We start from the raw sequence: 13,268 nt of genomic DNA on the forward strand, positions 1-13,268 counted from the left end.
CCCGTGACCGAGATTGACGCGAACATCGATGCTCTCGTTCCCGAGTGGCTCACCCTCCCCGACATCGCCGAGAAGCTCGACGTCGAGGTGACGCGTGTGCGGCAGCTGGTGAAGGAAGGCCAGCTGATCGCCGTACGCCGTGGTGAGAACCGCGCGCTGCACGTCCCCGCCGCCTTCATCGACGGGGACAAGGTGGTCAAGGGCCTCACCGGCCTGCTGACGCTGCTGCGGGACGACGGCTTCACCGACGAAGAGATGCTGGAATGGCTCTTCACCCCTGACGACTCCCTGCCGGGCACGCCCGCGCAGGCCCTCAGTGAGAACCGCGGCACGGAGGTGAAGCGCCGCGCCCAGGCGCTCGCCGTCTGACCGACGCACCACCGGCGGCCGCCCCGTCAGCGGGGCGGCCGTCCCATGTCGCGGCCACCGCACCGGCGGCCGCGTCCCCGTGTCGTCACCGGGCCCACGTCGTCACCGGCCCACCGTCCTCGCTCCGCGACGTCTCCGCGTCCTGACGTCCTCACGTCTTTTCCGCTCCCCGGGGGGAACCGCACCGTGTCCGAGACCGCCACCGCCACCGCCACCGCCGGGTCCGAGGCCCGCGCCCGGCTCGCCGACGCACGGCTCTACCTGTGCACGGACGCCCGCCGCGACCGCGGTGACCTCGCCGGGTTCCTGGACGCCGTGCTGCCGGCCGGGGTGGACATCGTCCAGCTCCGCGACAAGGGCCTGGAGGCCGCCGAGGAACTCGAGCACCTGCGGACCGTGGCCGAGGCCTGCGCCCGCCACGGCAAGCTGCTCGCCGTCAACGACCGCGCCGACGTGGCGCACGCCGCCGGGGCCGCCGTGCTGCACCTGGGCCAGGGCGACCTCCCGGTGCCCGCCGCCCGGGCCCTCCTCGGCCCCGACGTCCTGATCGGCCGCTCCACCCACTCCGTCGCGCAGGCCGAGGCCGCCGCCGCGCAGGAGGGGGTGGACTACTTCTGCGTGGGCCCCTGCTGGCCCACCCCCACCAAGCCCGGCCGCCCCGCCGCCGGACTCGACGCGGTCCGCCACGTCGCCGCGCTGGGCGTGGAACGCCCCTGGTTCGCCATCGGCGGGATCGACCTCACCACCCTCGACGAGGTCTTGGACGCAGGGGCCCCGCGCGTGGTGGTGGTCCGGGCGATCACCGAGGCCGCCGACCCCGCCGCCGCGGCCCGGGCCTTCGCCGAGCGGCTGCGCGCCCGCTGAGCCGGGGCCGCGCGGGCCGCACGGCCCGCGCGGGAGGGTTCCCCTAGGTCACGCGGCCGGGTTCCCGCAGGTCACGCGGCCGGGACCCGGCGGGTCGCGTGGCCGGGATTCCGCGGCTCGCCGGGCGGCGCGGCTGTCCGGGGATCGGACAGTTCTCCGGTCCGGGCCGCCACCTGGCTAATCTGCGAGACATGGCCCTAGGAACCGCATCCACCCGGACGGACCGCGCGCGTACCGTGCGTGACATGCTCGCCTCCGGGCGGCAGACCGTCTCGTTCGAGTTCTCCGCGCCCAAGACGGAGAAGGGCGAGCGGAACCTGTGGAGCGCGCTCCGGCGGGTCGAGGCGGTGGCGCCCGACTTCGTCTCGGTGACCTACGGCGCGGGCGGGTCGACCCGCGCCGGCACGGTCAAGGAGACCGAGCAGATCGTCTCCGACACCACGCTCACCCCGGTCGCGCACCTGACCGCCGTGGACCACTCCGTCGCCCAGCTGCGGAACATCATCGGCCAGTACGCCGACGCCGGCATCCGCAACATGCTGGCCCTGCGCGGCGATCCGCCCGGTGACCCGATGGGCGAGTGGGTCGCGCACCCCGAGGGCCTGCACTACGCCGCCGAACTCGTCGAACTCATCAAGGAGTCGGGAGACTTCTGCGTGGGCGTCGCGGCCTTCCCGGAGCTCCACCCGCGCTCCCCGGACTGGGAGACGGAGATCCGGCACTTCGTGGCCAAGTGCCGTGCGGGAGCCGACTACGCGATCACCCAGATGTTCTTCCAGCCCGAGTCCTACCTGAGGTTCCGCGACAAGGCGGCGGCGGCCGGCTGCGAGACGCCGATCATCCCCGAGGTGCTGCCCGTCACCAGTGTCCGTATGCTGGAGAGGCTGCCGACTCTGAGCAACGCGGTGATTCCCGCCCGGTTGAAAGAGCGGATCCTCACAGCCAAAGACGATCCGGCCGCTGTACGCTCCCTGGGAATCGACTTCGCCACGGAGTTCTGTGCGCGGCTGCTGTCCGAGGGTGTGCCCGGGCTGCACTTCATCACGCTCAACAACTCCACGGCCACACTTGAGATCTACGAGAACCTGGGCCTGCACCACCCGGTGCGGGGCTGGACCGGGAGCGTCTGAGTCCGTCAGACCGCCCCGGTCCCACGGGAGAGGGGCGTTACATGGGCTGGACGGTCCTCTACATCGCGTTCGGCATCGTCGCGCTGTGGCTGCTGGGCGAGGTGTTGCTGCAGTACAAGGCGAAACTGCGGTGGCGTGTCCTCGCGTTCGCCGGCTTCCTCGGCGTGGTGGTCGGCGTGCTGTTCGCCTCGGTGGCCGTCATCGGCCTGGGCGCGCTGGCCTTCGCGGTGGGACAGACCTTCGTCACCCTGTCGTTCCGCAGCGGCTTCTCGGGCGGCTGGGCGCTGCCCCAGGCCCGCCGCCGCCGGGCCGGACGGGACGACGAGGAGCACGACGACCGCGCCCAGGGCCGGGACGACCAGGGCGACCGCGGCGAGGACGAGCCGGCCGCTCCCGCCCCGGACGAGTACCAGGGCGCCGAGGACACGGCCGGGTACCAGCCGCAGCCGGCGCAGGACGACACCGGCTCCTACGGCGGGTACGACACCTCCGGGTACGACAACTCCGGCTACGACACCGGTGGTTACGCCACCGTGGCGCCCGCGGGAGCGGACGGCGTGCAGGACTACGGCTCGTACGACACGTACGCCGGCACGGGCTACGACCAGCAGCAGTACCCGGGCTACGCCGACCCCTACTCGACGCAGGGCGGCCAGAGCGACCAGGGGTACGGCTACGACGGTACGTACGGCGGCCAGCAGCAGGGCTACGGGCAGCAGGGCGGCTACGACGCCACGTCGTACGGCGGCTACACCGACTCCACGCCGCCCGGCGGGGTCTGGGTCCCGCAGCAGCGGGGGGCCGACGACCCGTACGGGGAGCAGCAGCCGCAGCAGCAGCCGCAGCAGCAGCCCTATCCGTACGGCTACGACGAGCAGTACCGGTACTGAGCGAGCGAGGGCCGGCCTCCAGGAGGCCGGCCCTCGGTCCGTTCGCGGGGTCCTGGCCCGCGGGCCAGGGCTGCGGGGCCGGTCCGTGGGAACCGTGCGGGGTCCGGTCCGCGGGACCGACGCCCGCACGCGCGGGTCCGCGGCCCGCGCCCGCCCACCGGCCGGAGGCCCCCGCCCGGGCGAGGACGGGAACGTGGGGGAGCGCCTGACGGGCTCCCCGGCTCACGCGCACGCCCCGCCGACCCCCCCGCGCACGACCCGCCGGACCGGGCCCAGGCCCGCCCGATCGGGGCGGACGCCGCGGAGGCGGGCGGCGCCAGGTCCTTCGGGGCAGGCCCGGCCGGCCCTCACCGGGGGCCGGCGCTCACTGGGAGCCGCGGAAGTCCGGTCCCTCGACGACCAGGCCCGCCACCAGGGCGCCGGACATGCCGGCGTGCGGCAGGCCCCCGCCCGGGTGCGACCAGCCGCCCACCCGGTACAGCCCCGGCAGGGGCGCGGTGTTGCCCGGGTGGAGCAGCGCGGCCCCGCCACCCGCCAGCGCGGGGGCCGGGACGCCCTCCGTGCCGGTCTCCCGCCGGGTGTCCGCGGGCGTGCGCACCTCGTGCCACAGCAGCCGCTCCCGCAGCCCCGGCACGGCCGCCTCGGCGGCCGTCAGCACCGACTCCGCCAGCCGCTCCGCCTCCCGCGGCCCCGTCCCGGCGGGCACCGGCGCGGTGAGGACCGCGGACTCGTGGTCGCCGTCCGGCCGCAGGGCCGGATCGCCGGGGCGCAGGACGGTCACCGTCGGAGTGACGGGGGCGGTCCCGCCCGACGGGCCAAAGGCTCCCGCCAGGAAGTCCAGCTCGGCGTCGCGGTCGGGGGAGTGGACCACCGTCCGGTGCACCGCGTCCGCCTCCCGGGCGCCGCGCAGCGCCAGCAGCACCGTGAGCCGGCCCGGCACCGCCTCGCCGGCGGGCCGCGGCGGCACCTCGCCCCCGGCCCCCGGCCCGCGAGGCGCCTCCACCAGACCCGGGCGGACCCCGGTCACCACGTGGTCCGCCCCGACGACCGTGCCGTCGGCCAGCTCCAGGCCCGCCGCCCGGCCGCCCTCCTCCACGACCCGCACGGCCTCGGCGCCGAAACGGAACTCGACCCGCCGGGCCAGGCAGCGCTCGTGGACCGCCCGGGCCAGCTCCCGCAGACCGCCGCGGACGTACCAGACGCCGAAGGCGTGCTCCATGTACGGCAGCACCGCCGCACCCGCCGGGACGGCGCGCGGGTCCAGACCGTAGGCCAGGGCGTGGCTCTCCAGCAGGCGGGCCAGCCGCGGATCGCCCAGCTCCCACTCGCCCACCTGGGCGAGGGTGGCGGCCCGCCGGGTGCGCAGCAGGCGCCGGTGCGGGACCGACGGGTACGGCTCACGGCCGGCGAGCACGTCCCAGTTGGGCCACAGCGGCTCCTCCAGCAGCGGGCGGCGGGTGCGGTCCCAGGCCTCGCGGCCCCGGACCAGGAAGTCGCCCCAGCGCTGCCCGGCGCCCTTGCCGAGGCTCGCCTCCAGGGAGGCCACCACACCGGCCCGGGAGGCGTTGGGAAGGTCCACCCGGGTGCCGTCGGGGAACAGGTGGCGGGCCGACGGGTCCGTCTGCACCAGCTCGACGCACTCCTCCAGCGGCTCCTTGCCGGTCTTGACGAACAGGTCGCGGTAGACGGCCGGCAGCGGCAGGAGGCCCGGCCCGGTGTCGAAGGCGAACCCGTCGCGCTCCCGGCGGCGCAGGGCGCCCCCGTAGGTGTCCGTCCGCTCGAAGACCGTCACGCGGTGGCCGGCCACGGCCAGACGCGCGGCGGCCGCCATGGCGCCCATTCCGGCACCGATCACTGCAACCCGTCCCATGGCCGGGAGTCTATGACCGGCCGGACCGGCGCACGGCGACGGGCACGGGACGGGAGGCCGACCGGGCCGCCACGGGCACGCCAAGAGGGGCGCCCGCCTCGGCGGACGCCCCTGAAGCCTCGCGGACTACCGTTCCTGCTGGTCGTCCCGGCGGCGCTGCCAGCGCTGCTCGATCCGGTCCATCACGGACCGCTTGCGGGCCGGCGCGGCGACCCCGGGACCACCCGGGAGGTCGGAGGCCGGCTGCTCACCGGGTTTGGGGCCCTTGCGCCAGCCGGTGACGGCGAGCACGGCGCATCCCAGCATCACCAGGAAGCCCACCACACCGATCCAGATCTGCTGGGCGACCATTCCGGTCATGAGGAGCGCGATACCTACGAGGAAGCCCGCGACCGCCTGGTAGACCCGTCGCCGGGTGTACGTGCGCAGCCCGCTTCCCTCAAGCGCTGTCGCGAATTTGGGATCTTCGGCGTACAGCGCTCGCTCCATCTGCTCGAGCATGCGCTGCTCGTGCTCCGAGAGCGGCACGGGAGTCCTCCTCATCGTGCAGTCGCCGGGGCGACCGGGGGTCCCCTCCAGGATAGGCAGGGAATCGCCCCCGTGAAACCCGCCCCTCTACGCCATTCGGCAACCGGTTCCGGTCACGGCAGGCCGACCCGGTGGAACTGTCATTCCCCGCGGGCCCGCCCGTCATGCCCGGCGGTCTGCCCCCGATCATACGGGTCGCGCGGCCGGTCGGCAGGGTCCGCGTCGTACTCCGTGCGACGCCGCACCGCTGATCACGGCGGGGATGCCGTCGCGGGACGGGGCGCGGAACGCCCGGACGCGGGGCCTCCGGCGCCGGAGGTCAGGCCGCGGACGACTCGGCGAGGACGTGGAGCTGGGTGGCCACCGAGCGGAACGCCTCCATCGAGGCCACCGCCGCCTCCAGGCGCAGCAGGGCCTCTCGGGCGCCCGGCTCGGTGTCGACCAGCACGCCGGGGACCAGGTCGGAGAAGACCCGCACGCCGTGCACCGCGCCGACCCGCAGACCGCTCCCCTCGACCAGGGCGGTCAGCCGCTCCACGGTGAAGCGGTGCGGGACCGGGTCGCCGTCGCCCCAGCGGCCGTCCGGGTCCTCCAGGGCCCGCCTGGCCTCGTGGAAGTGGCCCGCGAGGGTGCGGGAGAGCACCGCGCCGCCCAGGCCGGCGGCGAGCAGGCTGAGCAGGCCGCCCGGGCGCAGCGCGGCGGCCGCGTTGCGCAGGCCCTCGGCGGGGTCCTCCACGTACTCCAGCACGCCGTGGCAGAGCACCGCGTCGTAGGCGGCGCGGTCCACCACGTCGAAGAGGCCGCGGACGTCCCCCTGGACGCCCCTGACCCGATCGGCCACACCCGCCTCGGCCGCGCGGCGCTCCAGGGCGAAGAGGGCGTCGGGGCTCGGGTCGACGACGGTGACCCGGTGTCCCAGCGCGGCGACGGGCACGGCGAAGTTGCCGCTGCCACCGCCGGTGTCGAGGACGTCGAGGGGCCGGCCGTCACCGGCCTTGGCGTGGCGGTCCAGGGCGTCCCTGAGGACCTCCCAGACCACGGCGGTACGGAGAGAAGCGCGGGGGCGCATCGGGTCCGACACGGCGAATGACTCCTCGGCGGCGATCGGTGGCCGCCCGCCCGCGGAAGCGGGACGGGCCGGCGGATGCCCCCACCCTAATGCGCGTCCCCGCCGGTCAGCCCGGTCGCCCGCTCCACCAGGCGCAGGAAGGCCGCCACGTCGCGCACCAGGTCGTCGGCCTCCCGCGCGGAGACCGCGTCCGGCAGTCCGGCCTCGGCGCGGGCGCGGCGGTCCGCCCCGGCGGCGAAGAAGGCCGCCCACTCCGCCAGCTCGGGCGCCGTCTCCGTCAGCACCTCCCAGGCGCTGCGTATCGGCGTCCGGCGGCGACGGCGGGGCTCGGGCAGGGGGTCGGCGCGGACGGCGATGACGGCGGCGGCCCCGCGCAGCGCGGCCAGGTGGGCCGCGGCGTAGCGCTCGTTGGGCGTGGTCAGGAGCAGAGCGCGGTCCAGGCCCGTCCGGGCGCGGGAGAGCAGGTCGAGGCCGGCGGGCGGCGCGGACGCCCGGCGGGCCACCGGGTGGGTCATGACGAACCTCCTGTCGTCGTACGACAGCATCTGTCCTGTCTGTTCCCATCCTGCGGCCCGGCACTGACAACCGGACCGACCTGCGGTGTTGTCCCGGACCCGAGGTTCGGGCTAGTTTTTGCACTGACCAGTCAGTACAAAGAGCTGAGGTGCATGCGTGTGAGCCGGCAGGGGGACGGGCCGCCGCCCGGTCCGGGCGTCGTCGCCCGGGGGCTCGGGGTGAAGGGGCCCCGGGGATGGGCCTTCCGCGACGTGACGTTCGAGGCGGAGCCGGGGGCCCTGGTCGCCGTCACCGGCCCCTCGGGCTCCGGCCGCACGGCGCTGCTGCTGACCCTGACCGGGCGGATGAGGCCCGCCGAGGGCTCGGCCCGCGTCGCCGGGCTCGCGCTGCCGAAGCGGATGGCGGAGGTCCGCCGGGTGACCGGGGTGGCCCACGTGCCCGGGGTGACCGACCTGGACCCCGCCCTCACCGTGGCCGAACACCTGCGGGAGCGGGCGCTGGTCGGCCGCCGGTACGGGGGACCGGCGGCCGACGTGGTGCGCGGACTGCTGCGCTCGCCGCGGGCGCGGGCGGCCGGGGACGCCGCCCGCGCCGAGGAGGCGCTGCGGACCGCGGGGCTGGACCCGGCCGACCTGCCGAAGGGCGGACGCACGGCGGTGCGGGACCTCTCCCGGGCACAGGAGCTGCGGCTGTCGGTGGCGCTGGCCCTGCTGGGACGGCCCGGACGGCCCGCCGCGGTGGCGGTGGACGACGCCGACCTCGGCCTCTCGGCGGACGAGCGGGAGGACGCGGTCGCCCTGCTGTCCTCCCTGGCCGCCTCCGGCACGACCGTCCTGGCCGCCTTCCGCGAGGCCCCGCCGGAGGCCGGCCTGGTGGTCTCCACGGCGGCCCACGGCGACCCGGACCGGGAGCGCGCCCCGCAGGCGTCCCGGCCCGGGCCCCTCGCACGCCTCACCCGCCGTCGCGCTCCCGGCGACCGCGGGGCCGACGCGGCGGCGGACGCCGCGCCCGCCCCGTCCGGCCGGGCCGCCGACGCGGAGACGGCCGTCGGGGCCGACGAGGACAAGGACACCGAGGCTGCCGAGGACAAGGACACCGAGGCCGCCGAGGACGAGGAGAGGGCCGGCGAGGCCCGTACCGCTGAGGAGGACGCGGATGCGCACGCCGCGACTGGCCGCGCTTGAGCTGCGGCGGTTCGGCCGGAGCCGGCTGACCCGGGCCGCACTGGTCTCCATGGTGCTGCTGCCGCTGCTGTACGGCGCGCTGTACCTCTGGTCCTTCTGGGACCCCTACGGGAACCTCGGCCGCGTCCCCGTCGCCCTCGTCAACCAGGACCGGGGGGCCACCGCCGGGGGAGAACGGCTGACGGCGGGTGACGACATCGCCGAGGGACTGCGCGAGAGCGGCGTGTTCGACTGGCGCGAGGTGGGTCCGGAGGAGGCCCGCGCGGGCGTGGAGAGCGGCGAGTTCTACCTGTCGCTCACCGTCCCCGCCGACTTCAGCGAACGCATCGCCTCGGGCGGCTCCGACGACCCCGAGGCCGGCGTGCTGCGGGTCAGGACCGACGACGCCAACAACTACATCGTCGGCCAGATCTCCCGCACCGTCTTCTCCGAGGTCCGCACCGCCGCCGCCGACAAGGCGACCCGCACCTTCCTGGACCGCATCTTCGTCTCCTTCTCCGACATCCACGACGCCACCGAGAAGGCCGCCACCGGCGCCGACGACCTGGCCGGCGGCATCGAGAGGGCGAAGAAGGGCTCCGAGGACCTGGCCGGCGGACTCGGCGACGCCCAGACCGGCAGCGAGGACCTGCTCAAGGGCCTGCGCCGGCTCCACACCGGCGCGGGCGACCTCGCCTCCGGCTCCCGTCAGGTGGCCGACGGCACCGACCAGCTGGCCGGCACCGTCAACGGCGTCGCGGACACCGTCCGCCCGTTCCTGGAGAAGAACGAGCAGACCATCGCCGACACCGCCCGCCTGGTGGCCGACTCCGCCGCCGCGGTCCGCGGCAACCTCGGCACCCTCGCCGAGACCGCCCCGCAGGCCGCCCGCACCTCCGCCACCGCCTCCGAGACCCTGGCCCGGATCCACCGCACCCGCTGCGAGACGTCCCCCCTGCCCGACCCGGCCTGCCCCGACCTGGAGAAGGCCAGGGACGCCGCCGCCGACGCCGCCGCGGTCGCGGCCGACCTCGAGAAGCTGATCGGAGACCAGAACGGCGACCTGTCCGGGCTCGACGAGAACCTCGCCGCCCTGGAGAAGCAGGCCGACGCGCTCGCCGTACGCGCCCCGCGCCTCTCCGAGGACCTCGGCGACGCCGTGGAGCGGATCGACGAGCTGAACCACGGCGCGGCGGCGGTCGCGGCCGGCGCCGAGGACCTCCGCACCGGCCTCGGCGCCGCCAGGACGGGCGCCGGGAACCTGGACGACGGCGTCGACGCCCTCAAGAGCGGCGCCGACGACCTCGACGGAGGCATCTACCGGCTGGTCGACGGCTCCGGCGAACTCGCCGGCGGACTCCACGACGGAGCCGAGCGGATCCCCGACCTCGACGAGGCCGAACGCGACCGGCGCACCGGCGTGATGGCCGACCCGGTCCGGCTCGCCGACTCCCCGCTCCACCAGGCCGCCAACTACGGCACCGCCTTCGCGCCGTACTTCATCCCGCTCGCCCTGTGGGTCGGCGCGATGGTCGCCTACATGTTGATCCAGCCCCTCAACCGCCGTGCCCTGGCCGCCGGCGCGCCCGCCTGGCGGATCGCGGTGGCCGGCTGGCTGCCGGTGGCCGCGCTCGGCGTGCTCCAGGTGGCCGCGCTGATGTCGGTCCTGCACTGGGGGATCGGGCTGCGGATGGCCCGCGCCGCCGCCACCGTCGGCTTCCTGCTGCTGGTCACCCTCTGCTTCACGTCGATCGTCCAGTGGCTCAACGCCCGCTTCGGCGCGGCCGGCCGGATCCTGGTGCTCGCGCTGCTGATGCTCCAGCTGACCTCCGCGGGCGGCACCTACCCGGTGGAGACCAGCCCCGGCTTCTTCGCCGCCGTCCACCCCTACCTGCCGATGAGCCACGTCGTGGAGGCGCTGCGGCGGCTGATCACCGGCGGCGGCACGGCCCCGGTCACGCAGGCCTGCGCGGTCCTCCTCGCCTACACCGCGGGCGCCCTCGCGCTGACCGCGGTGGCGGCCCGGCGCAAGCAGGTGTGGACCTTCGACCGGCTGCGCCCGGAGCTGAGTCTGTGACAATCGACGGCATGAAAAGCAGCACCGGCCGCCGCGCCGCCACCAAGCAGAAGCTCTACGAGGCGGCCGTGACCCTCATCGCCGAGCAGGGCTTCTCCGCCACCACGGTGGACGAGATCGCCGAGCGGGCCGGGGTCGCCAAGGGCACCGTCTACTACAACTTCGCCAGCAAGTCCGTGCTCTTCGAGGAGCTGCTGCGGCACGGCGTCGGACTCCTGACGGCCTCCCTGCGCGAGGCCGCCGAGGCGACCGTGCGGCGCGGCGGCAGCCGGGTGGACGCGCTGGACGCGATGATCCGGGCCGGCCTGGTCTTCATCCACCGCTACCCGGCCTTCACCCAGCTCTACGTCGCCGAGCTGTGGCGCACCAACCGGGCCTGGCAGGAGACGCTGATGGTGGTCCGGCAGGAGGCCGTCGCGGTCGTCGAGGGAGTGCTGCGCGACGGCGTCGAGGCCGGGGAGTTCAGCGACGAGATCGACGTCTCGCTGACGGCCGCCGCACTGGTGGGCATGGTGCTGGTGGCGGCGCTGGACTGGCTGTCGTTCCAGCCGGAGCGGTCGCTGGACGACGTGCACGGCGCGCTCTCGCTGCTGCTGCAGGGGCGGGTGACCGGGCGCCGCTGAGCCCGCCGCGGGCGGGGAGCGCTCCCGCCGCGGGCGGGGCGGGCTCCCCGCGCCCCCGGGGCGGGCACGCGCACCGGTTCCGCCGCCCCGTGCCGGCGGTACCGGTGACGCGGTGCCCCGCTCCCCCGTGCCATGACTGTGCCGGAGCGCCCCGGCACCCGGCATCCGCTCGGATACTCATCCGGATCTGAGTACCCGCCCCCGGTCCGAGGCCGCGCTCCCGGGGAGGGCGCCCGGCGCGCGGACACCGATAGTTGGCCGAAAGTCGACCAACTTCGGTGCAGCCGGCACGCATCTCTCCCCAACAGGCTTCCCCAGTACAAGAATTGACTATCCGTCATCTTGCGTCTTGCCCCTTTCCCGTGCGTGTCCGGGCGGGGCGCGCCCCTTCGTCCGCATGTACCACGGGTCCGCGCGTTTCCGGTGACATCACGACGAACTCCCGATCCGCGCGATCAGTTCTGCTATGCGGATCAACGTGCTGTGAGGGATGGCTAGCATGGCGCCTGTGCGGCCGAAACGGCTCCGTTCCTCTCGCGCACCCGGCCTCGAGGCCGTCGAGCACCGGCCGCCCGCTCACCGCCAGATCCCCCTGACCGAGGGACCCGTCTGATGTCAGTGCCTGTTCCACCCGGCCAGCAGGACCGGGACAAGGCCTTCCTCCCGTCCCCGGCCGCCTGCTCCGCGCTGCTCGTGGTGACCGCCGCGGCGGGCGCGGCGGCGGCGGCCGCCGCTCCGTCCGACGCCCTGCCCTGGATCCTGGCCGTGGGGGGCGCGGCCTGGGTGGTCCTGGGCCTCACGGTCCTCGTCGGCCGCCTGCTCGCGTTACGGGCCGTGAAGGCGGTGGCCGCGCGGCAGGCGGAGAGCGCCCGGGCACGGGAGCAGGCCGAGCGGCTGGCCGCGCAGGTCTCCCACCTGCTGCTGGTGACGCTGCCGGCACTCACCGACGACCCGCACGCCGCCCTCGACCTGGACGACCCCCGGACCCTGCCCGACCCGCAGCTCCGCCGCCTCGCCCACGCGGTGGCCGCCACGGTGGGCCGGAGCGCCCAGCGGGCCGCCGTCATGGAGGCCGAGTACCTCGAGACCCGGGCCGCGCTGGACGGGGTCCTGGCCGACCTGGAGATGCTGCGGACGCGGACGCTGCCGGCCGCGGTGGGCGGACTGCGCGAGGGGCGGTCGGCCGACACCGTGCTCGCCGACGTCGAACTTCCGGCGCACCCCGTGGTGCGCGCCACGGCCGAGGAGTCCGTCCGCGCGCTCGCGGTCGGCGAACGGCGCGCCGCCGCGGCGCAGGCGGCGTCGGCGAAGGCGCTCGGCCGCGTCCAGGCCAAGGCCGTCCAGATGCTGGCGGACCTGCGCGAGATGCAGGAACGCCACGGCGAGGAGGTCTTCGGCGACCTCCTCAAGCTGGACCACAGCACCTCCCAGCTGGGCCTGATGACCGACCGGCTGGCGCTGCTCATGGGCGGCCGGTCCAGCCGGGCGTGGAACAAGCCCATCGTCATGGAGAGCATCCTGCGCGGCGCCGTCGGCCGCATCGCCGCCTACCGGCGGGTGCGCCTGCACTGCTCGACCACCGCGGCCATCTCCGGCCACGCGGCCGAGGGCGTGATGCACCTGCTCGCCGAGCTGATGGACAACGCCGCGAACTTCTCCCCGCCCATCGACGAGGTGCACGTCTACGCCGAACACCACAGCGCCGGGATCGTCGTCACCGTCGAGGACAGCGGCCTGAGGATGGCCGAGGCCGCCATGCGCCGCGCGGAGGAGGCGGTGCAGGGGCGCGTCACCGACCTCGCCTCGCTCCAGGGCACCCGTGTCGGCCTGGCCGTCGTGGGCCGCATCGCCGTGAAGCACGGCATCAGCGTCAACTACCGGCCGTCGTCGCGCGGCGGCACCGGAGTCGTCGTCCTGCTGCCGCTCCACCTGCTCGCGCAGCGGCGCGAACCCGTGACGCACGACCGCCCCGTCGCCGCCGTGTCCGGCGCGGCCGAGCCCGGCGCCCGGCCCGTCACCCAGGACGCCGACGGGACCGGGCACGGCCTGCCCGGCACGCCGCGGCGTCCCGGGACCGCCGAGCTGCCGCCGGAGCGTCCCGGGACCGCCGGGCGGCTCCCCGTCCGGCCGGCGCAGGAGCCCGCCGCGCAGGAGCCCGCCGCGCGGGCG

Annotated in this window: 12 protein-coding genes; 8 read left to right on the plus strand and 4 right to left on the minus strand. The window is 75.6% G+C overall.

The window, feature by feature from the left end; all coding sequences use genetic code 11:
• The first annotated feature begins 3 nt into the window (after positions 1-3).
• The 4 genes from A2U95_RS31690 to A2U95_RS31705 all read left to right on the plus strand — a co-directional run bounded on the left by A2U95_RS31690 (position 4) and on the right by A2U95_RS31705 (position 3,253).
• On the plus strand, positions 4-369 hold the full coding sequence (locus A2U95_RS31690) for an Rv2175c family DNA-binding protein (RefSeq protein WP_166029436.1): 366 nt from the start codon (positions 4-6) through the stop codon (positions 367-369).
• Between the two features lie 186 nt (positions 370-555).
• Positions 556-1,233 (plus strand): thiamine phosphate synthase, encoded by a 678-nt coding sequence (gene thiE / locus A2U95_RS31695; RefSeq protein ID WP_166029438.1) that lies wholly within the window; start codon positions 556-558, stop codon positions 1,231-1,233.
• A 191-nt stretch (positions 1,234-1,424) separates the two neighbouring features.
• Entirely contained in the window at positions 1,425-2,363 is a 939-nt protein-coding gene (gene metF / locus A2U95_RS31700) for a methylenetetrahydrofolate reductase [NAD(P)H] (protein ID WP_166029440.1), read from the plus strand.
• Between the two features lie 41 nt (positions 2,364-2,404).
• Positions 2,405-3,253, plus strand: coding sequence for a hypothetical protein (locus A2U95_RS31705; RefSeq protein ID WP_166029442.1), 849 nt, complete (start codon positions 2,405-2,407; stop codon positions 3,251-3,253).
• Positions 3,254-3,617: 364 nt separating this feature from the next.
• Here A2U95_RS31705 and A2U95_RS31710 read toward each other — a convergent pair whose 3' ends face one another.
• From A2U95_RS31710 to A2U95_RS31725, 4 genes are all read right to left on the minus strand, one after another.
• Positions 3,618-5,123 carry a phytoene desaturase family protein gene (locus A2U95_RS31710; RefSeq protein WP_240958544.1) on the minus strand — a complete coding sequence of 502 codons (1,506 nt, stop codon included), beginning with the start codon at positions 5,121-5,123 and terminating at the stop codon, positions 3,618-3,620.
• 126 nt (positions 5,124-5,249) lie between these two features.
• Positions 5,250-5,651 carry a DUF3040 domain-containing protein gene (locus A2U95_RS31715; protein ID WP_166029444.1) on the minus strand — a complete coding sequence of 134 codons (402 nt, stop codon included), beginning with the start codon at positions 5,649-5,651 and terminating at the stop codon, positions 5,250-5,252.
• A 319-nt stretch (positions 5,652-5,970) separates the two neighbouring features.
• Positions 5,971-6,732: a methyltransferase gene (locus A2U95_RS31720; protein ID WP_166029446.1), complete on the minus strand. Its 762-nt coding sequence runs from the start codon at positions 6,730-6,732 to the stop codon at positions 5,971-5,973.
• A gap of 74 nt (positions 6,733-6,806) precedes the next feature.
• Positions 6,807-7,265 carry an SAV_6107 family HEPN domain-containing protein gene (locus A2U95_RS31725; RefSeq protein ID WP_166029448.1) on the minus strand — a complete coding sequence of 153 codons (459 nt, stop codon included), beginning with the start codon at positions 7,263-7,265 and terminating at the stop codon, positions 6,807-6,809.
• Between the two features lie 123 nt (positions 7,266-7,388).
• On the opposite strand from A2U95_RS31725, the gene A2U95_RS31730 reads away from it, so the two are divergent.
• The 4 genes from A2U95_RS31730 to A2U95_RS31745 all read left to right on the plus strand — a co-directional run.
• A complete protein-coding gene (locus A2U95_RS31730; protein WP_166029449.1) occupies positions 7,389-8,420 on the plus strand; it encodes an ABC transporter ATP-binding protein in 1,032 nt (343 codons plus the stop codon).
• Entirely contained in the window at positions 8,392-10,476 is a 2,085-nt protein-coding gene (locus A2U95_RS31735; protein ID WP_166029451.1) for a YhgE/Pip family protein, read from the plus strand. The genes A2U95_RS31730 and A2U95_RS31735 overlap by 29 nt, the downstream gene beginning before the upstream one ends.
• Before the next feature lie 11 nt (positions 10,477-10,487).
• Complete coding sequence (locus A2U95_RS31740; RefSeq protein WP_166029453.1) at positions 10,488-11,099, plus strand: TetR/AcrR family transcriptional regulator; 612 nt, start codon at positions 10,488-10,490, stop codon at positions 11,097-11,099.
• 612 nt (positions 11,100-11,711) lie between these two features.
• Positions 11,712-13,268, plus strand: a 1,557-nt coding sequence (locus A2U95_RS31745; RefSeq protein WP_166029455.1) for a sensor histidine kinase, incomplete at its 3' end; no start/stop codon positions are given.

The sequence above is a fragment of the Streptomyces chilikensis genome (assembly GCF_001642695.1).
In the GTDB taxonomy this organism is placed as follows: Bacteria; Actinomycetota; Actinomycetes; order Streptomycetales; family Streptomycetaceae; genus Streptomyces; species Streptomyces chilikensis.

Coding starts and splice junctions, on each gene's coding strand:
- metF (WP_166029440.1), top strand. CDS start 1,425: ATGGCCCTAGGAACCGCATCCACCCGGACGGACCGCGCGCGTACCGTG.
- A2U95_RS31705 (WP_166029442.1), top strand. CDS start 2,405: ATGGGCTGGACGGTCCTCTACATCGCGTTCGGCATCGTCGCGCTGTGG.
- A2U95_RS31710 (WP_240958544.1), bottom strand. CDS start 5,123: ATGGGACGGGTTGCAGTGATCGGTGCCGGAATGGGCGCCATGGCGGCC.
- A2U95_RS31725 (WP_166029448.1), bottom strand. CDS start 7,265: ATGCTGTCGTACGACGACAGGAGGTTCGTCATGACCCACCCGGTGGCC.
- A2U95_RS31730 (WP_166029449.1), top strand. CDS start 7,389: ATGCGTGTGAGCCGGCAGGGGGACGGGCCGCCGCCCGGTCCGGGCGTC.
- A2U95_RS31735 (WP_166029451.1), top strand. CDS start 8,392: ATGCGCACGCCGCGACTGGCCGCGCTTGAGCTGCGGCGGTTCGGCCGG.
- A2U95_RS31740 (WP_166029453.1), top strand. CDS start 10,488: ATGAAAAGCAGCACCGGCCGCCGCGCCGCCACCAAGCAGAAGCTCTAC.